This is a genomic window from Aliidongia sp. (assembly GCF_035943795.1).
In the GTDB taxonomy this organism is placed as follows: Bacteria; Pseudomonadota; Alphaproteobacteria; order ATCC43930; family CGMCC-115725; genus Aliidongia.
The window spans coordinates 34,062-58,356 of the sequence record NZ_DASZBY010000140.1 but is presented as its reverse complement, the minus strand read 5'-3'; the positions used below and the strand labels follow the sequence as shown (position 1 = coordinate 58,356).

Below are 24,295 nucleotides of genomic sequence, written 5' to 3'. Positions count from 1 at the left end.
CTAGTAGAGCCCGTGTTCGTGATCGCGGTGCGGCGGCGCCATCAGCGACAGCGTGCTCGAAAGCTCCGCGCCGCCGTCCGGAACCTGGATGGTCTGCGCCGGGAGCGCGGCCGACGGCCGGAGCAGCGGATGCCAGATCCGCGCGCTGTAGCTGCCGGGCGGCAGATCGGCGATCATGGCATGGCCGTCGCGATCGGTCTGCGCCACGAACGGCGTGTCGGCGACATAGACGAAGGCCGTCATGAAATCGTGGATGTTGCAGCCGATGGCGGCAATGCCGGGCGCATCGAATGCGACCGGCGCGGAACTGTCGCCGGGACTGAGCACGAACTCGAACTGCTTGATCGGCGAAAAGGAATAGACGTGGTGGCGCGTCTTGTCGCTGTTGCGGAAGACCACCGTTCCACCCTTCGCCACGACGACGACATAGGGCACGAAAGTCTCGTCGCGCTGATCGACGACCGCCGTCGCGCGCGACGGCACCAGATCGGGCGACGGAACCGCGGTGTCGGCCGGCACCAGCGTGACCACCGCGTCGGCGACCGGCTTGCCGTGCTCGTCGCTGACCCGGGCCTGCACCTGCGCGGCATCGGCCGGGCGCACCGCGGGCACGAGCGCCAAAACCGGCAGCCCCAGCAGCAGGACCAGGCCAAAATTCTTGTTCATACGCAAACCATCCATCGCGACGAATTCGGCAGCTACACAACCTTCGCGAACGACAGTCGAAACCCCTCCAGCTTTCACATTTCGGTGTTCGGAGGCACCAGGTCAGCCAAGCACGGCCGGCAGGGAGAAATCGTAAGGTCCACGCGCACCGCTCAGATAATGCGAAAAACGTTGAAATCTTATTGCCGACCAGTCGGATCCGTCATATCGCCCGACCCAGCTGTCGATATTGCTGCGATCGAGCGCGCCGAACGGCACGGATTGCGAGAGTCCGCCGGGCACTTCTGCGAAATCCAGGCCCTCGTGATAGTCGCGCAGCAGAACCAGCGCCCAGCCGCCGAGCAGGAAATGGCCGCCGAGGCTGAGCTCCAGATGGCCGGACTGAATGGCCGCGATCGCGTCCGACGACCAGTTGAGCCCACCGATGAAGATGTCGCGTCCCGGCCGGCGGCCGCGCTGCAGTGCCACGTCGAGCGCGCCGAGCGCGATCGGATCGTTGGCGCACCACACGATGCTGGTCTCCGGATAGCGATCGAGCAGTCCGGCGGCGCGCTGCCGCCCTTCCTCCCGCGTCCAGTCCGAGGTGAGCACCTGGCCCAACGTCAGACCGGCGATCCCGGCCGTGGCTTGACGCAGCCCGATCTCGCGGTCGGCGGCCGCGGGCGTCTCCACGTTGCCGTTGATGCCGACGACGTGAAGCGGCGCCCCGGCGCGTTTGGCGGCCGCGATGAGGCCGCGTGCGATCTCCGACCCGGCGGCAACATTGTCGGCAAGCAGCTCGCCCAGGAAATTCGGGAACTTCTGCCGCGGGCCGCCGTAGCGCGCGACCTCGTCGCCGACGAAGCCGTTGAACACGATCAGGCATCGGAGCGCGCGCGCCAGGCCGGCCTCCAGGATCGGGCCGGCGCTGTGCTGTTCGTTGCCGACCAGCAGATAGTCGCCAGGTTCCGCCACGGCAATCCGTTCGAGCGCGACCTGTTGGGTGTAGAGCACCGAACGCTCGCCATAGACGATGTCGAGATGGATGGCGAGATCGGCGGCCGCAGCGCGCATGACCGCACTGACGCTGACCCAGAAATCTTCATTGGACCGGCCGGGATTGACGAAGATCGCCCGCATCGGGCGAAATGCCGCGCCACGGACGAGGCCCGGCGACAACGCAAGCGATGCCACTCCCGCGAGCGCTCCGGCCAGAAACCGCTGTCGCGAAATCTGCATCTCGATCCCAGCCCCGTAACGCTCGCCCCGGCCGCAAACATACGGCAGCACGCCGTCATCATCAAAGCCGGATTCTGGACGGCCGCCCGAAGGGCCACGGCTGGAGGAACGAAGATCTCAACCGAAAGCTGCGCTGAGGCCTTTTTGGAAGCTGCCGACTGAGGTATCGTGCCGCTCGAACCCTGGGACGACGCGACCGTCCGCTGGAAGAACGTATCGGACGGAGAAATCTCATGTCGCCGAGAAGCTTGATTGCGCTCGCTTGTGTGCTGGCCGCCGCTACCCCTGCCCTGTCCGCCGCGTCGGCACCGACGGCAGCAGAGAGAATCGCGAAAGCACGCTTCGAGACATTCAATCGCCACGATCTGGAAGCAGTGGTGGCGCTCTATGCGCCGGACGCCGTACTGACCTCGCCGGGCTTTTGCCAGGATCGCATCGGGCTCGCCGGCGCGCGACAGGCCTATGCCGCCCTGTTCCAGACGGTTCCCGATATCCAGGACCAGGTGACGGCGGTCGTGATCGACCGGGAGCATATCGCCATACAGTTCGTCGCCCGCAGCACGAGACCCGGCGCGGCCTTCGAGGTGCGCATCGCGAATTTCCTGACGCTCGACCACGGGCTGATCAAGCGCGACGACGCCTATTACGATGCTAAAGGCCGCCCCTGCAGCTGACGGCAAGCCACCCTCTTTTCCGATGCGTCCGGAAAAGAGGGTGGCCAGGCGGGATCAGCGTTCTGTCGGCACCGGCAGGCCGAGCGACGCCGCCACGCCGGCGCCATAGGCGGGATCCGCCTTGGCGCAGTTTGCGATGTGGCGCTGCTTGATGTGGACCGCGGCATCGCCCATCGCGCGGGCCGTGTTGTCGAACAGCACCTGCTGCTGGGCCGGCGTCATCAGCCGGAACAGGTTGCCTGGCTGTTCGTAATGGTCGACGTCGACCCGATGATCCCAATGGGCGGCCGCACCGTCGATCGGCAGCGGCGGCTCGGCCAGACCGGGCTGGTCGGCCCATTCGCCGTGGCTGTTGGGGAAATAGCTGGGCGTGCCGCCGCCGTTGCCGTCGACCCGCATCGCGCCGTCGCGATGATAGGAATGGTACGGGCATTTCGGCGCGTTGACCGGAATATGGTTGAAGTTCACGCCCAGCCGGTAGCGCTGCGCGTCGCCGTAGGAGAACAGGCGGGCCTGCAGCATCTTGTCGGGCGAGAAACCGATGCCGGGCACGATGTTTGCCGGCGAGAACGCCGCCTGCTCGACGTCGGCGAAGTAATTCTCCGCATTGCGGTTCAGCTCGGCGACACCGACCTCGATCAGCGGGAATTCCGCCTGCGGCCACACCTTAGTCAGGTCGAACGGATTATGGCGATGGGTTGCCGCCTGGCTTTCGGTCATGACCTGGATGAACAGGGTCCAGCGCGGGAAATCGCCCTTTTCGATGCTGTAGTACAGGTCGCGCTGGCTGCTCTCGCGATCCTTGGCAACCACGGCCTCGGCCTCCGCATCGGTGAAATTCTCGATGCCTTGCTGGGTACGGAAATGAAACTTCACCCAGACCCGCTCGTTGGCCGCATTCAGCAGGCTGAAGGTATGGCTACCGAAGCCATGCATGTGCCGGAAGCTGCGCGGCAGGCCGCGCTCGCCCATCACGTAGGTCACCTGGTGTAGCGCCTCGGGCAGCAGGGTCCAGAAATCCCAGTTGTTGTCGGCGCTGCGCAGCCCGGTGCGCGGATCGCGCTTGATGGCATGGTTGAGGTCGGGAAAGCGCATCGGGTCGCGGAAGAAGAACACCGGCGTGTTGTTGCCGACGATGTCCCAGTTGCCTTCCTCGGTATAGAATTTGAACGCGAAGCCGCGGATGTCGCGCTCGGCGTCCGCCGCGCCGCGCTCGCCGGCCACGGTCGAGAAGCGGGCGAACAGCGGCGTCTGCTTGCCGATCTCCGAGAACAGCTTTGCCCGGGTGTATTGCGAGATGTCGTGGGTAACGGTGAAGGTGCCGAAGGCGCCGGCGCCCTTGGCATGCATCCGGCGCTCGGGGATCACTTCGCGATCGAAGTGCGCCAGCTTTTCGAGCAGCCAGATGTCCTGGAGCAGCGCCGGGCCGCGGGGGCCGGCGGTTTGGATGTTGAGATTGTCGACCACGGGCGCACCCGTCGCATGGGTCAGCTTCCGGCCTGTATCGTCCTGGGGCATGTTTGTCTCCACCGCGTCAATTATGGAGCGAGCCTACCCCGTGTCGAGCGATAGAGGAAATCGCCTATTCCGTTTAGACCAATCGACACAGCCTATCGGTACTCTTCGCGCGCCAGGGTCGCGACATGGTCCGCGATCGCGAGCGAGGCGGTCAGGCCTGGCGATTCGATGCCGAACAGGTTGACCAGCCCGGCCAGACCATGTTGCGCCGGGCCGTCGATGCGGAAGTCGGCGGCCGGCTCGTGCGGACCGCTGATCTTGGGTCGCATGCCGGCATAGCCAGGTTGCAGCGCTCCGTCGGGCAGGCCGGGCCAGTAGCGCCGGATTGCCGCGTAAAAGCCGTCGGCCCGCGCGACATCGACCGCGTAATCGATGCGATCGACCCATTCCGTGTCGGGGCCGAAACGCGCCTGGCCACCCAGGTCGAGCGTCAGGTGCACGCCCAGGCCGGCATGCTCCGGCACCGGGTAGATCAGGTGCCGGAACGGCGGCCGGCCGGCGAGGCCATAATAGGAGCCCTTGCACAGATACGCAGGCGGGATCGCCCCGGCGGCCAACCCTTCGAGCCGCCCAGCGAGGGCGACGGCCCCGAGGCCGGCGGCATTGACCAGCAGGTCGCAGTCGAGCCGCATCGGCTCCGCCCCACCGACCTCGAGCGACCAGCCGCTGCCGTTCGGTCGCCCGCGCAGGATCGGCGCATGGAACGCGACCATGGCGCCCGCATCCTCGGCATCGCCCTGGTAGGCCAGCATCAGCCGGTGGCTGTCGACGATGCCGGTCGAGGGGGAAAGCAGCGCGCCGGTGCAGGCAAGCGCCGGTTCGAGTGCCAAGGCTTCCTCAACCGAGATCGGTCGCAAATCCTCGACGCCGTTGGCCCAGGCCTTGGCAGCGATGCCGTCGAGCGCCCGCGCCTCGTTCTGGCTCGTCGCCACGATCAGCTTGCCGAGCCGGCTCACCGGCACACCATGGGATTGGCAATACTCGTAGAGCAGGCGCCGCCCCCGCACGCAGAGCAGCGCCTTCAGGCTACCCTTCGGGTAATAGATCCCGGCATGGACGACCTCGCTGTTGCGCGACGAGGTCTCCGTGCCGATCGCGTCCGCCGCCTCCAGCACCAGTACCTCGCGGCCGGCCCGGGCAAGCGCGCGCGCGACGGCCAGGCCGACGACCCCAGCGCCGGCGACGACCGCGCCGACCCGTTCGCTCACGGCTTGCGGCCGGTCCAGGTGGCGCTGGTGCCGAACAGCGGCACCGTCGTCACGCTCATCTTGGCGCTGGCGTCCTGGACCTGGCGCGAATAGGCGACGTAGATCAGCGTGTCGCTCTTCTTGTCATAGATCCGGCGCACCGCGATCGATTTGAAGACCAGGCTCGCCCGCTCGGAAAAGACTTCCTCACCCGACTCGTCCGTCTTGATGTCGCCGATCGCGATCGGTCCGGTCTGGCGGCAGGCGATCGAGGAATTGGATGGATCTTCGAACCAGTTCCCCTTGCGCAGACGATCGATCACACTGCGATCGAAGTGGGTCAGGTGGCAGGTGACGCCCTGCACCTTCGGATCGGCGATCGCTTCGACCACGATCTTGTTGCCGGTCCAGTCGTTCTTGAAGGCGCCCACCTCGTCCGCGCGCGCGGCACCGACAACGGCCGGTATCGCGGCCACGATCGCCGCGACCATCAGAATCATCCGCATCCGCAATCCTCCAGCACCATCCTCGAAAATTCGCCGGAGAATAGCTCCCGGCGACACCCCTGTCTCGTGGGCCTCGCCCTGCCCCGGCTGGAACCTTCGGAAGGATTGATCCGTTTGTAAACCGACTGTATCAAATACGATCAGTGTGTACGGGCCACCGGCCGTCAGACGGAAAACGTCTTCGGAGTTGAAAACAATGGCGGCCATCTCCCGTCTGTTCGTCAGCAGTGACGATCTGCACGCCTATATCGATGAAATGCTGCCGCCCCGGGCCGCGACCCGCGTCGCTTCGGCGCTCGAACAGGATGCCGAAGCCTATGCGCGCGTGACGGCTTACCAGATGCAGAAAGCGGATTTGCGGCGGCTCTATGACGACATCCTGGAAGAGCCGGTGCCGGCCGTGATGGCCGACATGATCGCGGCCGCGCGTCGGGAGGCGACGCGCGGCCGATAGCTTCGTCAGGCCGTGGGATCAGGCGGCGCTGACTTCGAGGTCTTCTTCCGACCGCCGGTTGCGGCGCGGCGCGGTATCGGCCTTGCGCTCGGCCCGATCCTCTTCCGACTCGCCCATCAGAGCGCGCAGTGCATCACGGCCACGCGACAGGCGCGAGCGGACGGTACCGACCGGGACGCTGAGGATTTCCGCCACTTCTTCGTAACGCAGCCCTTCCATGCCGACCAGCAGCAGAACCTGGCGCTGTTCGCCCGGCAGCTTGGAAAGCGCACGTTCGAGATCGCGGAGCTCGAGGCGCTTGGTCTGGACGGCGGGTGCCACCAAGGTCGGTTCGGTATCGCTGACTTCGACGACCGTGCCTTCACGCACCGAGCGGCGCACCGTATTGACGTACTGGTTGTGGAGGATAGTGAAGAGCCAAGCCCGGAGATCGGTGCCTTCCTGCCACAGATGCGATTTCGCAAGCGCACGGGCGAGGCAGTCCTGGACCAGGTCGTCGGCGGCCGAGGGATCACGGGTAAGGGCTCGGGCATACCGGCGGAGTCGGGGAATTTCCAGCTCGATACGATTGAAGACGTCGGACATGCTCATCTCCTTAAATTCTTTTTTTGCACTGCAGCGAACGTTCCCCGCCCGCAGTGCGCATCAGAAATCTAAGGGCAGCATGTAATCGCTTAATGTCATGAAGACGCTTATCGCGTAATGAATTGTAACAGCGAGTAAGGTCGGTTTACACTCGCGACGGATGCTTTCGATCTCAGAGGGTTAGACGTGGCCGCCGAGCGAGCGTGGATATTGGCTGGGAGCCGAATGAAGATATGAAAGCGGCAGACCATATCGTCATCGTCGACGACCAGCCGGAGATTTGCGAGCTGGTCTATAACTATCTGACGGGCGAAGGCTACCGGGTATCGACGGCCAACGACGGCCCGTCGATGCGACGGATCATGCAGCAATACGAGATCGATCTGGTGCTGCTCGACATCATGCTGCCCGGAGACGATGGCCTGTCGCTGGCGCGGCAACTGCGCGCCCAGTCGGACATCGGCATCATCATCCTGACCGGACGCGGCGAAACGGTCGACCGCATCATCGGGCTCGAAATGGGTGCCGACGACTATCTACCGAAGCCGTTCCATCTGCGCGAATTGCTGGCGCGCGTCAAAAGCGTCCTGCGCCGCGCGTCGGCCCGCAGCGAATCCGCCAAGGCGCCGCCCCAGTCTGCCGTGTTCAACGGCTGGAAGCTGGACCTGACGTCGCGTGAGCTGACCGCGCCTTCGGGCGAGGAAGTGCGGCTGACGACCGGCGAGTTCGATCTGCTGGCCGCCTTCGTCGGCAACGCCAACCAGGTCCTGTCGCGCGACCGCCTGCTCGATCTCGCCCGCAACCGCTCGTCGGGACCGTTCGATCGGACGATCGACGTCCAGGTCGGGCGCCTGCGCAAGAAGCTGGAAGAGGATCCGCAGAACCCGAGCATGATCAAAACCGTGCGCGGGTCGGGCTATATCTTTACCGCCGCGATCGACGCGGCTTGAAAGAAGGTATGGACGAGGAGGCCTGACCGGCCGCCCTACTCCTCGACGCCGCGCGGGCCGCTCGGCACGCCGCGGCTATTGGCCGGCTCCGGCATGGCCTGTTCCATCCGTTGCAGCACCATCGCCGCCGGCTTCAGGGCCTGGGCGATTTCCAGGGACGCCGTGAAGGCGGCCTCCGGCTCCTGCGCCAACGCCGCAGCCAAGGCGGGAGCCAGCCAGGCCCGCGCCTCACCGCACGTCAGCAATTCCAGCATGCCGACCAGCGTCGCCGCCTCCTGGTACGCCAGCATCGGATCCCGCTCGAGCGCCGCCCCCAGCCAGGTGCGCACATAGCCCGACGTATCGGGGGCCGCCAGGATCCGGGCGATCCCGCCGGTCTCGATCGGCTGCCCGCGCTTGCCAGACCGCCCGTGGGGCGCTGTCGCGGGGGCCGTTCCGTGGGGAAGGCTATCGACCATGCTGTGCCGCTCTCGCGCTTGAAAATATCGAACGATCCGGCAGCCCGACCCGGCGACAGGCCGTCACACTACCCGGCCGAGCAGAGCGAAGAATCGACTATCGCACCTACCCGTATAGCGTGAGTATATCGAGAGCACTCCCGCAAACGCAAATGATTTGATCCGCCATGGCAACATAAATTGCCAAAGTGGCATCACAATTTCGGATGACGCGTCGGGAAAGGGCTTCCATGTTGCCCTGCTGGCGCCCAAATGGTTGAATGCGGCAACAACGCCGTTCACACGGCAGAGCGGGAATGAAGAGCAGCGGGATGCAGAAGCGGTCGACGAACCCTCTCGTGCCCAGTTCCGACAGCCCGGCGCACCTCGAGCAAAGGTCCGAAAGCCCGCTACGGTCGCTACGGTCCCAACGGGGCCTGACCGTCCGTGAACTCGCCAGCCGCGCCGGCATGGCGCCTTCGACGATTTCGCGGATCGAACGCGGCGATCGCGGGCTCGGAATCCACTCCCGCCGGCAGATCGCCGCCGCGCTCGGATGCAGTGAACGCGATCTGTTCGACATCGGAGAACGGGTCGGCACGCCGTTCACCGATCTGTTGGCCGCGCTTTCGAAGCTGATCGAAGCCGGTGCCCACGAACTTGCCGCCGATACTGCAGACCATCTCGCCGCGCAGTTGCGCCAGCAGGATGCGCTCGGCCGACATGACGATATCGTCGACTTGGCCCGCAGCCTGCTGAACGTCGCAGGCGCACCGCTTCGCCCTGCCATGCCGGGCTCCGCCCAACCGCATCAGGTGTCGGAACGCAGCATCGAGGACCTCAAGGTTTTCTGCGGCCGGATCGAACGGCACGAAGCACTGGGCGCGGATGCGGCCGACGACCGCCATGCGCAGTTGATGGAGACCTGGCGTCACTGCAATGGGGAACTGACCTTCGGCTTTCTCGACCATCTGGCCGACCTGGGCCTGTCGCAGCTCGTCAGCATCTATGATAGTGCCATCAAGGTCCGTCATATCGGCGATGGGACGGTGTTCTGGACCGAAGAGCAGCGTCGCGCCGTGATCGGCCGAGAAATATTCGAGCTGGCCGCTCCGCCCGAATATACTCGGTTAGCCCACGAAGCTCTCGTCGATGCCACCCGGACAGGACAAGTGACGCACCGATTGGTCACCTTCGATTCCGGCGTCCATCGCGTAACCTATAAGCGAGCGGCATTCTGGTTTCCGCGATCTGGACTTGTGGTGGGCTCGCCGGCACTTCAGGCGCCGAAATAAAACGCGCCCATTGATGTGCGGCCCCGGGTGTCGATTGGATTTCTGCGAGCGATAGTTGCGTGCATCCTTCGTCCGTTCTCAACCTGGACAAGGGATCCATCATGCATACGGAATTTCTCGTCGCTAATTGCGGACTTACCTTATCGGAATTCTCCGCCATCGACCGGTTGGACGGACAGATGTACCAGGATCTGGCCGCGCGCGGTCTCTGGGCCACATTCTCATCGGACTTCTACGCGCTGAAACTCTTCAACGCGTCGGCTCGCGCGCAAGGCTTCGGCGAACTGGTGCCGATCTACGATCCGCTGATCGAGCATATCGATCAGACGAACGGCCTCTGGATCGCGGTCAGGGATGGCGATGGCGAGCCGATCGGCGCCATGGCTTGCCGTTTGCGCGAAATCACGACCGATCTGGGCCGGGCGTTCGAGGATTGCAGCTTCCTGATGGGGCCGACACCGCCCATGGGCGCGCGCTGCAGCGTCGATGCGGTCGACCTTGCCACGATCCGCGGGCCGGTCGTGTTCGCGGGCGCGCTCTGGGTCCGGCCCAACAAACAGGGATCCTCACTCTCGAAGCTGCTGTTCCAGGCGATCGTCCGCATGGCCTTCGCGCGCTGGAAGCCGACGGCCCTGGTGTCGCTCGTGGCCGAACGCGACATCAACATGTCGATGAGGATCTATGGTTTCCGCCGCGTCAACGGGCTGGTGCGCTTTACCGACCCTCGGTGGAAGGGACTGCCACGCTATGCGCTGCTGAGCCTGGACCAGCACGAGATCCGCGAACGGCTGCTGGGATTGGGCGCGCTGCCGGTCGTCCGGACCGAAAGGATCGAAGCCCAGGACGAGACGGTGCGCGAGGCCGTGGCGGCGGAATAGACCGTCGCCGGGAACCCGACGACCTTGAATGCAGATCGGCTTCGACGGCGGGGCGCGTCCACGGGGCGCGTCCCGTCTCGCTCAACGTCTCGGCCGGCACCATTCATGCCATTGTGCGCGATAGATCGCTTCGAGCGACCGCGCGAATCCCGCGCCATCGCCCAACCCCGCACGCGTCGCTGCGCGCAAGCCGTCGCGCAAACCCGCCAGGCGCGTCCGGTCGGCGGCCAGTGCCACCGCACGATCGATGTAATCCTCGACCGTGTCGGCGATCAGCTCGGACCGCCCGACCGCCTGGAGCATGCTCGCACTGACACGACCGACGAAGGTGTGGCCGCGCAACGTCACCAGCGGCACGCCCATCCACAGCGCCTCGGCCGAGGTCGTGGCGCCGGTGTAGGGGAAAGGATCGAGCGCCAGATCGATCCGACGGTACGCTTCCAGATGGGCTTGCCGGGGCGTCGCGCCCTCGATGATCAGCCGTTCGGCACCGATGCCCAGCCGCGCGAATGCCGCCATCATTTCAGACCGGGTGACGGGATCGCTGAAGCTCGCGGTCTTGAGCAGCAGGCGCGCCCCCGGAACCCGCCGCAGGATCTCCGCCCAGGCAGCAAGCGCCGGCGCGCTCATCTTGTCGCGCCGATTGAAGCACCCAAAGGTGATCGGCCCGGCCGCACCGGCCGGCAGCGGCCCGACCGGCACATCGACCGTTCCGCCGTCGAAGCACAGATAGCAATGGGGCAAACGCCAGACCCGCTCGACGTACCAGGCCTCGGCCTCGACCGGAATGATCGTCGGGTCTGCGATGATATGGTCGATCGCGTCGAGCCCGGTCGAGCAGAAGAAGCCGAGCCAGGTGACCTGCACGGGCGCCGGGCGGTGTTGGAACAGCGGCAGGCGATGGTCGGCCATGTGCCCGGACAGGTCGACCAGGATGTCGATGCCGTCGGCCCGGATCAACGCTGCCGCCGACGCGTCGTCGAGCGCCGTGATGTCGCGCCAGCCTTTGACGGCCCCCGCGATCCGTCGCGTCACGTCATCGGCGATCCGGGAATTGCAGTAGCAATGGATCTCGACGGCAGCGGGATCATGGTGACCCAGGATCGCCGTCAGGAAATATCCCACGGGATGATGACGGAAATCGGGCGAGACATAGCCGACGCGGAGCGGCCGATCCGGATCGGGCGAATTGGCACGATCCGTCGCGGGCGCGGGCACCAGGGACCAGGCCGCGGTCCAGCGCCGCGCCGCCGCCAGCAGGTCGACGCCGGTACTATCCGGAAGGGCGTTGAGCGCGAACATCAGATGATTGAGCGGCTCGTGGAAATCGGGCCGCCGCGTCAGCGCGCGCTCGTAGAACGGCACGGCCTCGTCCACACGACCTTGCGCCTGGAGTGCCGCGCCAAGCCCGCTCAAGGCCTCGGGATAATCCGGCACGATGGCGAGCGCGCGCCGATATTCCGCGATCGCATCGCCCAGCCGATTCTGCCGCTTGAACGCCGTCGCGAGATTATGGCGTGCCGCCGCGTCGTCGGGGGCGATCTCGAGCGCCCGGCCATAGCACGCCATCGCCTCGTCGAACCGCGCCTGTGCCTGCAGCACGCTGCCAAGGTTGCCGAGCGCGCCGGCATGGTCCGGGTCGAGCGCCAGCAGGCGGCGATAGAGTTCTTCGGCCTCGGTCAGCCGGCCCGCCGCCTGCAACAGGTTGCCCAGATTGTTGAGGGCGGGCGCGCTTGACGGATCGATTTGAAGCGCCTGCCGATAACAGGCCGCAGCATTCTCCCGATCGCCGTTGAGCTTGAGCGCGTTGCCCAGATTGACGAGCGTCTCGCCGTGCCCTGGCCGCAGGGACAGGGCCTGGCGATAGACCTCGATCGACTGGTCGGTTCGCCCTTGCAGCGCCAGCAGATTGCCGAAATGAAACCAGCTTTCGGCATCGTCGGCGCGCAATCGCAGGGCCGCCCGATAATGCCCACCCGCTTCGTCGAGCCGACCCGATCGCACCAGAGCCGTCCCGAGATTGACGAGCGCGTCGGGATAGTCGGCCCTGAGCGCCAGAGCCCGCTGAGCGCTCGTCTCGGCACCGGCCCGATCGCCCAGGGCCAGGCGTACGGACGCCAGATTGTTGTGATAGATCGGATTGGTATCGTCGATCGCGAGCGCCGCTTCGATCAATGCCCGCCCGTCATCCGATCGGCCGCGCTGGTGCGTGAGCACGCCCAGCAGGTGCAGGGCATCGGCATCATCCGCACGCTCGGCCAGAAGCTCTCGATAGATCGCCTCGGCCTCGACATAGTGCCCGAGGCCATGCCGGGAGATCGCCGCCTCGAGCCGGGTCTCGCGATCCGCCATGGTTCCCATCCGCCGCGTCATGCCAAGCGTCGATCGACAACTTAGCAAGGACCGTGGCGCCGCGGCCAGGATTTAGCGGGCCGCCGCCGCAGGCTTCGGGGTCGGGTCCTTTGCCGGCAACGCCTTCAGGAAGACGGCGATCGCATGCCGGTCGGCATCGTCGAGCTTTGCGGTATTGGCCACGACGTCAGCCATGCCGGAGCCGACGAAATCGCCGTCGGGCGTGATCCCGTCTTTCAGCAGCCCCTCGATGTCGCCGGTGCTCCATTTGCCGAGCGCGTCTGGATGCTGGGTGATGTTCGGCGCGCTCTGCCCGTCCGGCCCGTTCCAGACGCCGGCCAGCCGCCTCGTCTTCTCGATCGCGCCCAGCGAGTTACGTGGACTATGGCATTCGCCGCAATGGCCGATGGCCTTCACGAGATAGGCGCCGCGATTCCATTCCATGGGCCGGCTGGGATCGCCCATGAACGGCCCCTCCCGGAAATACAGGATCTTCCAGGGCATCAGCGCCCAACGGATACTATAGGGAAAATTGAGGTCGTGCGGCTTGTTGGCCGTCGGCACCGGTGGCTGGCTGAACAGATAGGCCTTGAGATCGAGCAGGTCCCGATCGGTCATACCGGTGAAGGACGTGTACGGAAAAGCCGGGTAATAGTCGCGCCCGTCCGGCGACACGCCCTTGCGGAACGCCTTGATGAACTGGCCGTCGGACCAGGTTCCGATGCCATGCTGGCGATCCGGGGAGATGTTCGGCGTGAAGAAGGTGCCGAACGCGGTCTTGAGCGCCCGGCCGCCACCGAGCGGCGCGCCGGCGTTCTTGGTGTCGGTATGGCAACTGGCGCAGTCCGCCGCAGTGAATAGGTACGCGCCGCGCGCGACCGCGTCGGCCGTCACTTCCTGGGCGACGGCCCGACCGCCCAGAGCCAATGCCGCGGCGAGCAGCAGCGCAGACGCCGGGTACCAGAACATGGGCGCGATCAGGTCTTGGCGCGAAACGCGCCGTGGCATGCGCCGCACCCTTCGCGGCCCATCGCCTCGAATGCGGACGACGCCCCGGCCTTGTCGCCGGCGGCAATGGCCTGCTGCAAAGCAACTGTATCGGCCTGGAAGGTCGCGGCGATCGCCTTGAACTTCGCCTGGTCGTTCCAGATCTCGGGTTTCGCCGCGGTCTTGCCCGAGAAACTGTCGAGACCCGATCCGACCGGGAACCAGCCGGGAATCGACTTCGCGGTGGCGACGAGTACCGCGGCATCGGCCGAGGCTTCGGCCTGGCCAGCGCCGCTCTCGGCAAAGGCCTTGATCTCCTTCAGCTTGCCGCCCATCGCTTTCATGCCCGCCTGGCGTTCGGCGACTACCGATGCCAGATCATCGGCCTTGACCGCCGCCATGAGCGCGATGCTGGCCGCCAGGGCCGCCGCCGCACCGAGAGAAAATTTCCAACGCCAAGTCTGCACCGCTCAGGGCCCCTTCGTTTCGTCGGTTGAGACAGTCCCTCCCCGGGATCGGTCTCGACATCCGTTCGCCTATCGTGCTGCGGGCCGTGCCGAATGCCAATGCTGAAGTGAGCGTCGACCCTGCGACCCAAAGCAGCGGGCGTGCAGCACAGCCCTACGGGCTCGACGCTGGGATGTGGCGACGCCCACCCAACCGCACCCTGCACCATATCCCTTCCGTCCCGCCAGCGGGCACGCTCGCCCGCCAAAATCTTTTCTTTCTGGCACCTGCCGCCAATCGGCACGGAACTTGCCTGATGAAACTTGCGGTTGGCAAATCGGGAATACGGACTCGCTCCGCTGAGCCCGTTGCGAGGTCAACCCCGGATCCCTTTTCGAAAGGCACGTTAGTGACCATGACCCAAGAAAATTCCTACGACTGGCGGCAGCGTGGCGAACCCGATCCGGTCGACATTCACGTGGGAAGCCGCATTCGCATGCGGCGCATCCTGTTGGGCAAGAGCCAGGAGGCCGTTTCGACCTTGCTGGGCGTCAGCTTCCAGCAGCTGCAGAAATACGAGAGCGGCGCCAATCGCGTCAGCGCCAGCCGGCTGTTCGACATGGCGCATATCCTGCTGACGCCGATTTCCTACTTCTTCGACGAAATGCCGGCGGACCTGACCTTGCCGATCGACGAGGCCGGCACGCCGGAAACGGCGAACAAGTCCGTCATGAGCAACCGCATGACCCTCGACCTGATCCGCGATTTCTATCGGATCGGTTCGGCGCAGCAGCAGCGCTGCGTGCTGGATCTGGTCCGCGCCATGGCCGATGCCAGCGACAAGGACCAGTCGATCGCGCCGACTCGCCGGAAGCCGGGCCCGAAGCCCAAGCTCGCCGCCGCCCGCTGACGACGGCGGAGCCCCGGCTCCGCCCCCTCGCCCCGGTTCCTTCCCGCATCCCCGGCACCATGGGGATGCCCGCCTGCCGATCGCCGTAGAATTTCCACGATTGCGTACGTCGCGTGGGGCGGCGACCGGGCGGGGAGGACGTGTCATGACCAGGCTGGTCTGGGTGGTGGCCGGGCTGATGTTCGTCTGGACGCTCGTCGCCGTCACCGAAACGGCCGGTATTCCGATCCTGCCACGCGAAACGATCTCGTTGCATTTGGCCACGCGCTAGGGTGGCGCCGATTCGGCAATTCGCGGCCCTCAAATCAAATTGCATGACGAAACGCGAAACAAGTCGCAAAATGCAATTGCAGTCTGCGGTTGAGCCTATCGCTGCGCCAGCGCATTGATCGCCTTGTCCTTCACTGCGGCACCGACCGATGAGCCATAGTAATAGGTGACGCCGCCGGTCCAGGCGCTGCCCAGCGTGCCCAGCAGGATATTGAGCAGGTCGCGGTTGCCGACCGGAACATCGTGGCTGGCGAGATAGCCGATCAGGCCGAAGAAGCCGCCGGTCAGCAGCATCATGAGCGTTCCCGGCACCCAATCGTGGGTCGCGGCCTCCCGGGTACGTGCACTCGCCCGATCGTCGGACGCGACCTTCTCGGCCGAGAGATCGAGATTCTTGAGTGCCACCTGAAAATCCGTGTCGGCCTTCTTGAGCGCCAGCAGTTGGTCGGGCGAAGCTGCCGTCACGGCCGCCGCCAGTTGCTGCGCCGGCGTCGCCGGATCGAGGCCGAGCGCGGAGGCGACGAGACGGGCCGCCGTTCCGCCCAGCGGGCCGCCGACGGCCGTACCCAGGATCGGCGCCACCGCGCCAAGCGCCTGCTTGGCATCGTCCCAAAGATCCATGATTTTCTCCGATCTCGGGCTCAGGCCCGATTGCTGAATGCGAGCTTCAGGCCGCGCGCGACGGTCTCATGCGGATACCAGAGCGGTCGTCCGCTCGGCAGCGGCCCGTTCTCGCGCCGAATGATCGCCTGAACGATGCCCATCAGGGTTGCCGGCTCGTCGAGCGAGATCCGATCCGTCGCTTCGCGATCGAGCGAGGTCGCGACCCACCGGCAATAGCCGCTCGTGTCATGGACCTCCGGTGGCCGGAACCGGGAGACGAGGCCGGCAATGGTGTGGCGCGCTTCCTGATGCTGGTAGCCGAGCAGAGTCCGGGCGAGCGCGCGAATGCCCCATTCGGGTCCGGTAAAGGCGACCAGCCGCGGATCGACCGATTGATCCGGCGCCAGGCCGCGCCAATCGATCCCGATGCGTTCCAGGCAGCCGGGATTGTTCAGCCGAATGCCGCGCGGCAGCGTCATGACGGTCGTCATGGACGCTCCTCGCCGCCTGTCAGATGACGCTCGATTTTCTCGATCGAGCCGTGGATCGCGTCCAGCCGGCTCTCGATGACGGCAAGACGGCGGTCCGTCGCCTGGTTCTCTCGATCACCAGGCGGACCAGATCGTAGGCGTCGGCGAGACCGCGCAGTTCCGCGAAGCCGGTGCCCTCGTCCTGGCGCGGCTGGAGCCGCAGGTTATAGCCGACCGGATAGTCGAACTGCCGGCCCGCGGTCTCCGCCGGCGCCTCGGGCCGGAGCGGCTGCGACGGGCCGAACCAGGCCGGCGCCGCACCGGTCACCGCATAACGCAGGCCACCGACCACGCGCGCGAACAGGCCCGCCTCGGAAGGGCCAGGGGTTGCTGCCATGAAGCAGGGTCCTTCTTGCTGGAAGCGCAAAACAAAAAGCCCGCCGCGGAGGGATCCGGGCGGGCGTCATGCGAGCGATGGAGAATCTATCTCAGATGTTTCGGAATGGGTCAAGCAAAATGTTCTTATTATGTTCCATTGGTTAGTGCGCGATGCCACGAGGCATCGCTGCCTGGTCTGGTTGAAAAGGTGATGCGTCCTTAGATTAAACGCAGCTTCCGCAGCGCCGGGGCCAGATTTTTGTCTAGCAGGGTAACGACGGCGCCTCTGATCTCGTCGGAATGCTGCCTCGGAGCAACGAACCACGAATCGGGCACACCCTTTTGCACCAATTCGGAAGTGGCGGCGGCCGAGACCTCGAAAGTCTTGCCATCGATAATGTAGATGTTCATCCGAATCGATAGGTCGTGCCCCTGTGCCGCCAGCAACCGGAGCGCCGGCGCCACTTGCGGCTCGGTTATCCAGACGGACCCGCCCTCGATGACTACATAGGCATCCAGCCCTCGCCCTCCGGCCAAAGTCTGGACGACACTGGTAAACAACGGCCTGGAATCACCGAAAATCTGCCGTTCGCCACCGGAATGGACCTTGGGTGTCCCGACGTACTCCGAGGCGAGAGATTGCAGGTCGACGATCTCATGAGCATTGCCCGCGGATTTCTCGACCTGCTCGATCACCAACTCGTTGAGCCCGATATCCAGGTCGAAATGCTCAACCAGTGCGTTATCAAACAAGCTTGGCGGCGTACGTTTACCAATATCCGATTCGTATGCGGGCAATACGCCAATACGACCATAGCGCGCTGTACTCGAAAGCGTGGACGGGGCGCTACACGCGGTCACCAACAATAAAATCGGAACGCATCTATGCATTCGAGCAAATCTACCGAACATTTTTTCCTCGAAAAAACTTGCAACCAAAAATGTGACATACCACTGGCAGTGGATTTCTGCGCTTGTGCACTGTTTCGATTTTGCAAGCAAGCCACGGTAGATGTCTCGCCATGTGGCAACATTGACCCGGCTCGTCAGCCCCGCTCCGCCTCCTCGCGCAGGAAATCCAGCAGCCCCTGCCCCGGCACCATCGGGCGGGCATGGGCATAGACCAGGCTGTCGCCCTTGTCCGGCGAGCGGCCGATGCGGGCGATGATTTCGTCCTTTCGTTCGACCAGGATGCCGGCCCCGCTGAGTCGCCAGCGCGGTGCCGTCAGGTCGGCCAGCAATTCCCGGTCGGGCGGCAGGGCCAATCCTTCACCCGCCACCGGATCGAGCGCCTCGCGCAGGCGCCACCACCATTCGGCCCGCGCATTGGCGAAGCCCAATTGCCCCGACCGGTCGCGCGCCGCCGATCCCGCGGCACCGTTGAGCGGCACGGCATTCAGGCCACGCGCCCGGGCCGCGTCATAGACAGCGGCTCCGACGCCGATCACGTCGATCTGCACCGAAGCGCGCGTCGCCAGCAACGGCACCAGCAGGGCGATCACAGCGCCGCCATCCGGCGTTTCGGCACCGGCGAACGCTTCGGGATGCGCGAACCACAGACCGTGCCGCGGCGTGACGACCGTCCGATCGCGCCCACCACGCGCGACATCGACGCCCAGCGCGTCGAGCGGTCCCGGCGGCGTCTCGCACCAGCGCCCCTGGGCCGCCAGGATCCACTGGGTCGGGATGATCTGCCACGGATCGTCCTCCTGCTTGGCGGCAAAATCTCCGAACAGCATCTGCGAACGCAAAGGTTCCGGCAGGGATTGCAGGGTCGCCCGATAGCCGGCGGCCAGCAGGAACGGGTTGTCCTCGACCCGGGCGCGGATGAAGCTGCGCGAGCGCGGCTCGATACGCTCGCCGTCATGGACGAACGGTTCGCCGCTCTCGACCTCGGCCTCCTTGCCATCGATCGTCGCGAACCAGCGCAACTCGCCCGGTGCCGCCGGGTTCGGATGCTGGCGATCGAGCCAGGGCGCCCAATAGCGGATGACCCAGTCGCCCTCGGCCGAGGTCGGCGGATTGCCAGCGGCGACGACCCGGCAGCGCAAGCCCGCCACGGCGCTGCGGTTCCAGCCGATCAGGAAGCGGAACTGCGCCTCGGTGAAATGGGTAATTTCATCGAATGCCTTCAGATCGTGCGGCCGGCCCTGGTACTTGCGCTCGTCGCCGGGCCGTTGGACCGCGCCCAGTTCCAGGCTGCGGCCACCCGGCAGTTGCCAGGTCCGGCGCGTCGCACTGTAATGCGCGCGCGGCCCCATCATGTCGCGCGCCCGATCCTCGATCGCCTTCAACTGCGAGAACTCGCGGCGGAACAGGATCGACCGCCGATGGCTGCCGAGCGCCAAGCCCAGCAGCAGGTCGGTCTTGCCGCCGCCGGCCGCGCCGCCATAGAGCAGCACGTCGGCCTGGTTCTCATAGGCCGCCCGCTGCGGTCCCGGCAGCGGCACCCAGATGTCCGCCAGCAGGCGGTCCATCGCGGCGCGTTCGCGCCTGCTCAAGAAGCCACATAATTCGGCGCACTCGCTCGCCGTCATCGAGAGCAGCGAACTCGCCATCCTGGTCCTCGTCGGTCGGTTTGAAGCTTTCCGGTCGCCGTGCCTTCAGGAGCAGTTCCAGCAGCCGGTCGGAATAATGGCGGACGGTGACCGGGTCGCCGCCGTCGTCGTGCACCGGCTTGCCCGCATAGAGCACCGGCTGCTCCACGCCCTCGACCGCGCGCCGCCGTGCCTCCATCTCCAGGGCATCGACCGCCTGCCCCTGCGCCTCGGCCCAGGCGAGCGCGAACTCTTCGTCCGCGAGACGCAGCGCATAGGCACCCGAGCGTGCCACCGCAGCCCAGCGTGCGGCATCGCTGACATTGCCGGTTTCAGCGAGGCGCGCCAGAAAGGCCCCCCGCTCGTGGTCGGTCCAGCCCGCCATTGCCCCTCCCCCGGAACGCCAGCGCGCCCGGAAACGAAAAGCCCGCCGCGGAAATTTCCGGGCGGGCACAATTCGAACGATGGGGTTTTTCTGCCAGATCTCTCGGATCGCGTCAAATGAATTGTTCTTCTTTTGTTCGGCCTAAACTAAAATCCGGCGGCCGGCGCAGGACGCTCGGCACGCGCGATGCGGCGGCGATCGTGATAGTGCGAATCAAGGGCCGCCAGGGCCGCCACCAGGATCCCGGTCGCCACTTCCTGCCGCAACGGCCGGCCACCCCAGACCTGACGCAACGACCAGTCCTTGAGTGTCAGCTCCGCCCCGATGACGTGCCATACGATCGAACCGGCCGGCGCGGAAATCCCGCCCATGCCCGCGACCGCATCGAACAGGCGCTGACGGGCGTCCTCGACGCGGTCCATGATAGAGCCTTGGCCGCCTGCGCCCCGCGCGCGCCGCAGATCGTTCGCGCACAGGGGATCGAATTGCGCCACGCGATAGTCACGCCGGAACCGGTCGGCCGCGACCGCCCATTCGGAACGCACCAGACCGTTGCGCACCAGGCGACCGATGGTGTCGACCGTTCGGCAGTGGCGGACCGGCCAACCTTCCGGATCGTTTTCCTCGACCAGGGTCACCGGATCGTGCTGCAACCGCTCCGGCGGCGGCATCTGCGGACCCAGCCGCTCCAGCTTCAATGCCTGCCGGCGGGTCTTGTGGCTGGGGATGATGGGCAAAGCGGACATAAGCATCTCCAAAATGGACATAAGAGATGCAATTCGTACTTGTTTTGTTCAATATCATCAACTGAATTAATGCCGAAAATTATCGAACTTCCCTCTTGCCAACCATGTCCATTATGGATAATATCCGGGCATGACATCGAACCGACTGAGAGAATTTCGCGAGCAGGCCAGCCTCAGCATGCAGGCCTTGGCGACGCGCGTCGGCACGACCGCTCCGCAGATCAACAAGCTCGAGAAGGGCGAACGGCGCCTGACGCTGGACTGGATGACGCGATTGGCCACGGCTCTCGGGATCGAAGCCAAGGACCTGTTGCCGCCGACAGCGGAATCCCACCTTGCCGTTGGCGGCGTCATGCCTCCGCCGTCGATGGGCAGCGAGGCGGCGCCCGGACCGATCCTGCCGGCCCGTGACCCGCGGGACCTGATCCCCGTGCGCAGCGCCGCCCGGGGTGGCGAGGAGCAGGAGATGTTTCTGGAAGACGGGCCGATCGACTACATCGCCCGACCGCATTCGCTGCTCCACGTCCGCGACGCCTATTCGATCTACATGATCGGCGAAAGCATGATCCCGCGCTTCCGGCCCGGCCAGTTGCTGCACGTCAATCCCTACAAGCCCCCGCAAGTCGGCGCAGGCGTGGTCGTGACGAAGACGAACAACGTCGTCCTGATCAAAGAGTTCGTGCGGCGCACCGAAACAACGCTGCTGCTGAAGCAGTACAATCCCGCTGCAGAGTTGAAATATCCGCTGGGCGAGGTTCGCGACCTTCACACCGTCGTAGGGCTCGACGAGCCCTGAACGAAGGCGCTCGACGCCCGAAACGGTGCATTCGTGCCACAGGCTGGAAGGAACCGTTCCACCGCGTCTTGGCATCCGCAGCGATTGAGTTCATACACATCCCGCTTGACCGGATGGCGACCCGAACAACCGGGCGCTCGACCGACCGTGTACTTTAAGCAACACCCCCGGGAAAAGCACAAAATTCCAACGAAGCCGAGACCTGCACGGCAACCTCTGGCCGTATTATAGGTTCACGTGCAAGAAGACTAACGCTTTCATTCCGCTTAGACGACAAATGTGATGAGGATGATGATGAATAAACGTCTGTGCGTCCTGGGCGCGGTTCTACTCTGCTCGGTTTCCTCCGCTGCGCTGGCCCAGCAGCTGACCGGCCCTTATATCACCGGCGGTGTCGGTGGCAGTTTCCCGCTGACGGAGCAGTCGACCGGCCCGTCGCCTCAGAACAGCACCAGCGTGACGTATAATGCCGGCCTCGCCAGCAGCCTCGCCGCCGGTTACGAGTTCGGCAACGGGTTCCGTGCCGAAGTTCAGCTCGGTGCGGCCACCAACAACATGGACAACGTCGATCACGGCGCGCTGCCCAAGGGCGGCCACGTCCAGACCTACGACCTGTTCGGCAACGTCCTCTATGACTTCTACGGCTACGGTCTGCCGGTCGTCCCGCATATCGGTGCCGGCATCGGCGAGATCTCGGTCCGCAACTCCGGCGTCGCGACCCCGGATGCGCCGATCAACGGTCACAGCTCGGTGTTCGGTTATCAGGCCATCGTCGGCGCCGAATATCCGCTGGCCCAGAACCTGAAGCTCGGTCTCGACTACCGCTTCATCGGTAGCCAGGACACCGACATCAACGAGACCTTCGGCGGCGTCGCCTCGACCGCGCATTACAAGTACTACTCGCACAACGTCTTCGTGACGTTGCGCGTCGAGTTCGGCGATCTGCCGGCCGCCCCGGCAGCGCTCCCGGCCGTCGTTCCGCCGCCGCCGGCTCAGGCCGCCAAGGCGCCGGAAGTGCAGCGCGCGTTCCAGGTGTTCTTCGACTTCAACAAGTCGGATATCACCGCGGCCGCCGCCAAGGTCATTCAGCAGGCCACCGACAGCGTGAAGGCTGGCCATCTGACGCAGATCAACGTGACGGGCCATACCGACACGGTCGGCTCGGCCAAGTACAATCAGGCTCTGTCGGAGCGTCGTGCCGCTGCGGTCAAGGCTCAGCTGATTTCGGACGGCGTGCCGAGCAGCGAGATCGCGACTTCCGGCGTCGGCAAGACGGGTCTCCTGGTTCCGACCGCCGATGGCGTGCGCGAGCCCCAGAACCGCCGCGCCGAGATCGTCCTGCACTAAATCCGCAGGCGGTTTTCCGCGAAATGACGAAGGCGCGTCCCTCACGGGGCGCGCCTTTTTCTTCGTCCGATCCGGGCGGGCGACCAGCTTTGCGGCGCGAACCGTCCAGGCTACTTGGCGGCGATCGTCTTCCTGGCTTTGACCGCCTTGTGCGGCGCCGCCGGTGCCTTCGCCACGCAGAGATCGCCACCGATTTCGGCCTTGTCGGTCACGTGCGACAGCGCCAGTTGCGAAAAGCCCGCGGTATCGGTTGCCAGCACCTGCTGAAACAGAGGTGCGGCGTCGGCGCAGGGCGTGGTCGAGCTCATGCTGCGATCCGACGCCTCGTTCGCGACCCGTGTCACGAACGAATCCAGCTGCTTTTCCGACGCCCCGCCGTAGACGCGCTTGAAATGGGCGCGAAGCTCGCTCGCCGCCACTTTCAGCCGTTCGCCGAAGCGGGCGACGAAAGTGCCGTACTGGGCGTCGTAGCTATGCTCCGGCACGTTCGAGCAGGTCAGCTGGGCCACGTTCAGTTCGGTCTGCAGAATTCGCACATGCGCCGCCTGCCATTCCGCTTCCGTATAGCATTCCGCGCGCGCCAGACTCGGCGCCAGGACGAGGGACGCGGCGAGCACCCCCGACAAAACTCGGTTCGACAAATTCAGCCCCCTTACCATGCGGCTCCGGACGGTGGCCGGACAGCGGGCCCCTGCTGCGTCCGAAGCGGCGATATCCCGGAAGTGCCTTCCGGGTCCGCGATCAATCATTTCTCATCGGCGAATCCACCCCGGTCGCCATCCTCCACGATGGCCGACAAGATGAATCCAGCGCCTGCCTGGGGCAAGCCGTTTTTTTGCGCGCAAATTGCGGCGAATTCACCCAACGGCTGGTGGAAGGGCAGATCCGCAATGAGATCATGGACTTGGCCGCTTGACAGGATTTCGCGGCTCGCCCATGTTTTGCGTCCTCGACACGAATTCGGCCTTGCCCATGCCACGCCTGTCCCTACGACGACGAACGAGTCTGCGACGCGCTTGCCGCGTTGCGCAGCTGTTCGCCTGCCCGTGGGCCCCGGCCGGCAGCCTCTTCTAGGGGCTGATGGCGCAAGCGGCTCTCTCCGGCAGCCGGACAGTTCCTGTCCTGCCCGCGCCCGATGAAGAGAGCCTGATGATCGATCTCACCAACGAACGGCCGGCCGATGCCGCGGCCATCGAAGCCTTGCTGGATCAAGCGTTCGGCACGACCCGCCTCGCCAAGTCGTCCTATTCCTACCGCAAGCGGGTGGCCCGCATCTGGCCGCTGTGCCTGGTGGCGCGCGACGCCGGCGAGATCGTCGGCACCATTCGCTACTGGCCGATCGCGGTCGGTCCGGCCGCAGCACCGGCACTGTTGCTGGGACCGGTGGCGGTCCGGGCAGACTACCGCTCCGCCGGCGTCGGCGGCATGTTGATGCGGACCAGCCTCGCCCGAGCGGCGGCAGCCGGGCATCATCTCGTCGTCCTGGTCGGCGACCGGCCCTATTACGGCCGGTTCGGCTTCAAGCCGGCGGCGGACTGGGGTATCGCCATGGAGCGGGAGAATCCCGCGCGCGTCCTGGCGTTGCCGCTCGGCGTAGCGTCGCTCGAGGGCGCCGCGGCCTCGGCCATCCCCGCTGGAACGGTCCAGCGCTGGAGGTCGCCCCGTCGCGCCTCGGCGAGAATCCTCGCAGCCTGAGATC

General features: G+C 65.4%; 28 protein-coding genes. 10 read left to right on the top strand and 18 right to left on the bottom strand.

Translation table 11 applies throughout. The features are described from left to right. Together VGV37_RS26945 and VGV37_RS26940 are read right to left on the bottom strand one after the other, a co-directional pair. Complete coding sequence (locus VGV37_RS26945; RefSeq protein WP_326882899.1) at positions 1-666, bottom strand: hypothetical protein; 666 nt, start codon at positions 664-666, stop codon at positions 1-3. Between the two features lie 102 nt (positions 667-768). Further along, a complete protein-coding gene (locus tag VGV37_RS26940; RefSeq protein ID WP_326882898.1) occupies positions 769-1,839 on the bottom strand; it encodes an ABC transporter substrate-binding protein in 1,071 nt (356 codons plus the stop codon). 278 nt (positions 1,840-2,117) lie between these two features. On the opposite strand from VGV37_RS26940, the gene VGV37_RS26935 reads away from it, so the two are divergent. Continuing rightward, the gene (locus VGV37_RS26935) at positions 2,118-2,558 is read left to right on the top strand and encodes a nuclear transport factor 2 family protein (RefSeq protein WP_326882897.1); all 441 of its coding nucleotides are present in this window, start codon (positions 2,118-2,120) and stop codon (positions 2,556-2,558) included. A gap of 54 nt (positions 2,559-2,612) precedes the next feature. Here the strand turns inward: VGV37_RS26935 and VGV37_RS26930 are convergent, their stop codons facing one another. The 3 genes from VGV37_RS26930 to VGV37_RS26920 form a co-directional block, all read right to left on the bottom strand. Further along, on the bottom strand, positions 2,613-4,076 hold the full coding sequence (locus VGV37_RS26930; RefSeq protein WP_326882896.1) for a catalase: 1,464 nt from the start codon (positions 4,074-4,076) through the stop codon (positions 2,613-2,615). A 92-nt stretch (positions 4,077-4,168) separates the two neighbouring features. Next, complete coding sequence (locus VGV37_RS26925; protein ID WP_326882895.1) at positions 4,169-5,284, bottom strand: NAD(P)/FAD-dependent oxidoreductase; 1,116 nt, start codon at positions 5,282-5,284, stop codon at positions 4,169-4,171. Further along, entirely contained in the window at positions 5,281-5,976 is a 696-nt protein-coding gene (locus tag VGV37_RS26920) for a CreA family protein (RefSeq protein ID WP_326882894.1), read from the bottom strand. Before VGV37_RS26920 ends, VGV37_RS26925 begins: the two co-directional genes overlap by 4 nt. Between VGV37_RS26920 and VGV37_RS26915 the strand changes: the two genes are divergently transcribed. Then, complete coding sequence (locus VGV37_RS26915) at positions 5,966-6,223, top strand: hypothetical protein (RefSeq protein ID WP_326882893.1); 258 nt, start codon at positions 5,966-5,968, stop codon at positions 6,221-6,223. The genes VGV37_RS26920 and VGV37_RS26915 overlap by 11 nt on opposite strands. An 18-nt stretch (positions 6,224-6,241) precedes the next feature. Here VGV37_RS26915 and VGV37_RS26910 read toward each other — a convergent pair whose 3' ends face one another. Then, the gene (locus VGV37_RS26910) at positions 6,242-6,808 is read right to left on the bottom strand and encodes a sigma-70 family RNA polymerase sigma factor (protein ID WP_326882892.1); all 567 of its coding nucleotides are present in this window, start codon (positions 6,806-6,808) and stop codon (positions 6,242-6,244) included. Between the two features lie 233 nt (positions 6,809-7,041). Here VGV37_RS26910 and VGV37_RS26905 point away from each other — a divergent pair, with 233 nt between their 5' ends. Beyond that, on the top strand, positions 7,042-7,758 hold the full coding sequence (locus VGV37_RS26905) for a response regulator (RefSeq protein WP_326882891.1): 717 nt from the start codon (positions 7,042-7,044) through the stop codon (positions 7,756-7,758). Between the two features lie 35 nt (positions 7,759-7,793). Here the strand turns inward: VGV37_RS26905 and VGV37_RS26900 are convergent, their stop codons facing one another. Next, entirely contained in the window at positions 7,794-8,216 is a 423-nt protein-coding gene (locus VGV37_RS26900; protein ID WP_326882890.1) for a hypothetical protein, read from the bottom strand. Between the two features lie 260 nt (positions 8,217-8,476). Here VGV37_RS26900 and VGV37_RS26895 point away from each other — a divergent pair, with 260 nt between their 5' ends. Next, entirely contained in the window at positions 8,477-9,490 is a 1,014-nt protein-coding gene (locus tag VGV37_RS26895) for a helix-turn-helix domain-containing protein (RefSeq protein ID WP_326882889.1), read from the top strand. Positions 9,491-9,669: 179 nt separating this feature from the next. Further along, a complete protein-coding gene (locus VGV37_RS26890) occupies positions 9,670-10,368 on the top strand; it encodes a hypothetical protein (protein ID WP_326882888.1) in 699 nt (232 codons plus the stop codon). An 81-nt stretch (positions 10,369-10,449) separates the two neighbouring features. Here VGV37_RS26890 and VGV37_RS26885 read toward each other — a convergent pair whose 3' ends face one another. From VGV37_RS26885 to VGV37_RS26875, 3 genes are all read right to left on the bottom strand, one after another. Beyond that, on the bottom strand, positions 10,450-12,720 hold the full coding sequence (locus tag VGV37_RS26885) for a tetratricopeptide repeat protein (protein ID WP_326882887.1): 2,271 nt from the start codon (positions 12,718-12,720) through the stop codon (positions 10,450-10,452). Between the two features lie 72 nt (positions 12,721-12,792). Further along, the gene (locus VGV37_RS26880) at positions 12,793-13,728 is read right to left on the bottom strand and encodes a cytochrome c (protein ID WP_326882886.1); all 936 of its coding nucleotides are present in this window, start codon (positions 13,726-13,728) and stop codon (positions 12,793-12,795) included. Next, a complete protein-coding gene (locus tag VGV37_RS26875) occupies positions 13,698-14,174 on the bottom strand; it encodes a cytochrome c (protein WP_326882885.1) in 477 nt (158 codons plus the stop codon). The genes VGV37_RS26880 and VGV37_RS26875 overlap by 31 nt, the downstream gene beginning before the upstream one ends. 395 nt (positions 14,175-14,569) lie before the next feature. Here VGV37_RS26875 and VGV37_RS26870 point away from each other — a divergent pair, with 395 nt between their 5' ends. Both VGV37_RS26870 and VGV37_RS26865 read left to right on the top strand, forming a co-directional pair. Beyond that, complete coding sequence (locus tag VGV37_RS26870; protein WP_326882884.1) at positions 14,570-15,064, top strand: helix-turn-helix domain-containing protein; 495 nt, start codon at positions 14,570-14,572, stop codon at positions 15,062-15,064. Positions 15,065-15,209: 145 nt separating this feature from the next. Then, complete coding sequence (locus VGV37_RS26865) at positions 15,210-15,335, top strand: hypothetical protein (protein WP_326882883.1); 126 nt, start codon at positions 15,210-15,212, stop codon at positions 15,333-15,335. 95 nt (positions 15,336-15,430) lie between these two features. Here VGV37_RS26865 and VGV37_RS26860 read toward each other — a convergent pair whose 3' ends face one another. The 7 genes from VGV37_RS26860 to VGV37_RS26830 form a co-directional block, all read right to left on the bottom strand. Further along, entirely contained in the window at positions 15,431-15,955 is a 525-nt protein-coding gene (locus tag VGV37_RS26860) for a hypothetical protein (protein ID WP_326882882.1), read from the bottom strand. Positions 15,956-15,975: 20 nt separating this feature from the next. Beyond that, positions 15,976-16,428 carry a structural protein gene (locus VGV37_RS26855; RefSeq protein ID WP_326882881.1) on the bottom strand — a complete coding sequence of 151 codons (453 nt, stop codon included), beginning with the start codon at positions 16,426-16,428 and terminating at the stop codon, positions 15,976-15,978. 19 nt (positions 16,429-16,447) lie between these two features. Further along, a complete protein-coding gene (locus VGV37_RS26850; RefSeq protein ID WP_326882880.1) occupies positions 16,448-16,804 on the bottom strand; it encodes a hypothetical protein in 357 nt (118 codons plus the stop codon). Positions 16,805-17,004: 200 nt separating this feature from the next. Continuing rightward, the gene (locus VGV37_RS26845) at positions 17,005-17,697 is read right to left on the bottom strand and encodes a hypothetical protein (RefSeq protein WP_326882879.1); all 693 of its coding nucleotides are present in this window, start codon (positions 17,695-17,697) and stop codon (positions 17,005-17,007) included. Between the two features lie 134 nt (positions 17,698-17,831). Then, positions 17,832-19,262 carry a terminase gene (locus VGV37_RS26840; protein WP_326882878.1) on the bottom strand — a complete coding sequence of 477 codons (1,431 nt, stop codon included), beginning with the start codon at positions 19,260-19,262 and terminating at the stop codon, positions 17,832-17,834. Next, positions 19,201-19,707, bottom strand: coding sequence for a hypothetical protein (locus tag VGV37_RS26835; RefSeq protein ID WP_326882877.1), 507 nt, complete (start codon positions 19,705-19,707; stop codon positions 19,201-19,203). Before VGV37_RS26835 ends, VGV37_RS26840 begins: the two co-directional genes overlap by 62 nt. A gap of 146 nt (positions 19,708-19,853) precedes the next feature. After that, a complete protein-coding gene (locus VGV37_RS26830; RefSeq protein ID WP_326882876.1) occupies positions 19,854-20,453 on the bottom strand; it encodes a DUF6456 domain-containing protein in 600 nt (199 codons plus the stop codon). A gap of 130 nt (positions 20,454-20,583) precedes the next feature. On the opposite strand from VGV37_RS26830, the gene VGV37_RS26825 reads away from it, so the two are divergent. Both VGV37_RS26825 and VGV37_RS26820 read left to right on the top strand, forming a co-directional pair. Further along, positions 20,584-21,249 carry an XRE family transcriptional regulator gene (locus VGV37_RS26825; RefSeq protein ID WP_326882875.1) on the top strand — a complete coding sequence of 222 codons (666 nt, stop codon included), beginning with the start codon at positions 20,584-20,586 and terminating at the stop codon, positions 21,247-21,249. A 294-nt stretch (positions 21,250-21,543) separates the two neighbouring features. Next, positions 21,544-22,596: an OmpA family protein gene (locus VGV37_RS26820; RefSeq protein ID WP_326882874.1), complete on the top strand. Its 1,053-nt coding sequence runs from the start codon at positions 21,544-21,546 to the stop codon at positions 22,594-22,596. Between the two features lie 110 nt (positions 22,597-22,706). Here the strand turns inward: VGV37_RS26820 and VGV37_RS26815 are convergent, their stop codons facing one another. After that, positions 22,707-23,213: a hypothetical protein gene (locus VGV37_RS26815; protein ID WP_326882873.1), complete on the bottom strand. Its 507-nt coding sequence runs from the start codon at positions 23,211-23,213 to the stop codon at positions 22,707-22,709. Positions 23,214-23,745: 532 nt separating this feature from the next. Here VGV37_RS26815 and VGV37_RS26810 point away from each other — a divergent pair. Beyond that, positions 23,746-24,291, top strand: coding sequence for an N-acetyltransferase (locus tag VGV37_RS26810; protein ID WP_326882872.1), 546 nt, complete (start codon positions 23,746-23,748; stop codon positions 24,289-24,291). The last annotated feature ends 4 nt before the right edge of the window (positions 24,292-24,295 follow it).

Bases quoted from the DNA above. Each gene is read 5' to 3' on its own strand.
- VGV37_RS26920 (WP_326882894.1), bottom strand. From the start codon at position 5,976: ATGGCCGCCATTGTTTTCAACTCCGAAGACGTTTTCCGTCTGACGGCC.
- VGV37_RS26900 (WP_326882890.1), bottom strand. From the start codon at position 8,216: ATGGTCGATAGCCTTCCCCACGGAACGGCCCCCGCGACAGCGCCCCAC.
- VGV37_RS26810 (WP_326882872.1), top strand. From the start codon at position 23,746: ATGATCGATCTCACCAACGAACGGCCGGCCGATGCCGCGGCCATCGAA.
- VGV37_RS26910 (WP_326882892.1), bottom strand. From the start codon at position 6,808: ATGTCCGACGTCTTCAATCGTATCGAGCTGGAAATTCCCCGACTCCGC.
- VGV37_RS26915 (WP_326882893.1), top strand. From the start codon at position 5,966: ATGGCGGCCATCTCCCGTCTGTTCGTCAGCAGTGACGATCTGCACGCC.
- VGV37_RS26820 (WP_326882874.1), top strand. From the start codon at position 21,544: ATGAATAAACGTCTGTGCGTCCTGGGCGCGGTTCTACTCTGCTCGGTT.
- VGV37_RS26870 (WP_326882884.1), top strand. From the start codon at position 14,570: ATGACCCAAGAAAATTCCTACGACTGGCGGCAGCGTGGCGAACCCGAT.
- VGV37_RS26865 (WP_326882883.1), top strand. From the start codon at position 15,210: ATGACCAGGCTGGTCTGGGTGGTGGCCGGGCTGATGTTCGTCTGGACG.
- VGV37_RS26935 (WP_326882897.1), top strand. From the start codon at position 2,118: ATGTCGCCGAGAAGCTTGATTGCGCTCGCTTGTGTGCTGGCCGCCGCT.
- VGV37_RS26930 (WP_326882896.1), bottom strand. From the start codon at position 4,076: ATGCCCCAGGACGATACAGGCCGGAAGCTGACCCATGCGACGGGTGCG.
- VGV37_RS26855 (WP_326882881.1), bottom strand. From the start codon at position 16,428: ATGACGACCGTCATGACGCTGCCGCGCGGCATTCGGCTGAACAATCCC.
- VGV37_RS26860 (WP_326882882.1), bottom strand. From the start codon at position 15,955: ATGGATCTTTGGGACGATGCCAAGCAGGCGCTTGGCGCGGTGGCGCCG.
- VGV37_RS26825 (WP_326882875.1), top strand. From the start codon at position 20,584: ATGACATCGAACCGACTGAGAGAATTTCGCGAGCAGGCCAGCCTCAGC.
- VGV37_RS26905 (WP_326882891.1), top strand. From the start codon at position 7,042: ATGAAAGCGGCAGACCATATCGTCATCGTCGACGACCAGCCGGAGATT.
- VGV37_RS26835 (WP_326882877.1), bottom strand. From the start codon at position 19,707: ATGGCGGGCTGGACCGACCACGAGCGGGGGGCCTTTCTGGCGCGCCTC.
- VGV37_RS26885 (WP_326882887.1), bottom strand. From the start codon at position 12,720: ATGGCGGATCGCGAGACCCGGCTCGAGGCGGCGATCTCCCGGCATGGC.
- VGV37_RS26880 (WP_326882886.1), bottom strand. From the start codon at position 13,728: ATGCCACGGCGCGTTTCGCGCCAAGACCTGATCGCGCCCATGTTCTGG.
- VGV37_RS26850 (WP_326882880.1), bottom strand. From the start codon at position 16,804: ATGGCAGCAACCCCTGGCCCTTCCGAGGCGGGCCTGTTCGCGCGCGTG.
- VGV37_RS26845 (WP_326882879.1), bottom strand. From the start codon at position 17,697: ATGTTCGGTAGATTTGCTCGAATGCATAGATGCGTTCCGATTTTATTG.
- VGV37_RS26895 (WP_326882889.1), top strand. From the start codon at position 8,477: ATGCGGCAACAACGCCGTTCACACGGCAGAGCGGGAATGAAGAGCAGC.
- VGV37_RS26890 (WP_326882888.1), top strand. From the start codon at position 9,670: ATGTACCAGGATCTGGCCGCGCGCGGTCTCTGGGCCACATTCTCATCG.
- VGV37_RS26830 (WP_326882876.1), bottom strand. From the start codon at position 20,453: ATGTCCGCTTTGCCCATCATCCCCAGCCACAAGACCCGCCGGCAGGCA.
- VGV37_RS26840 (WP_326882878.1), bottom strand. From the start codon at position 19,262: ATGGACCGCCTGCTGGCGGACATCTGGGTGCCGCTGCCGGGACCGCAG.
- VGV37_RS26945 (WP_326882899.1), bottom strand. From the start codon at position 666: ATGAACAAGAATTTTGGCCTGGTCCTGCTGCTGGGGCTGCCGGTTTTG.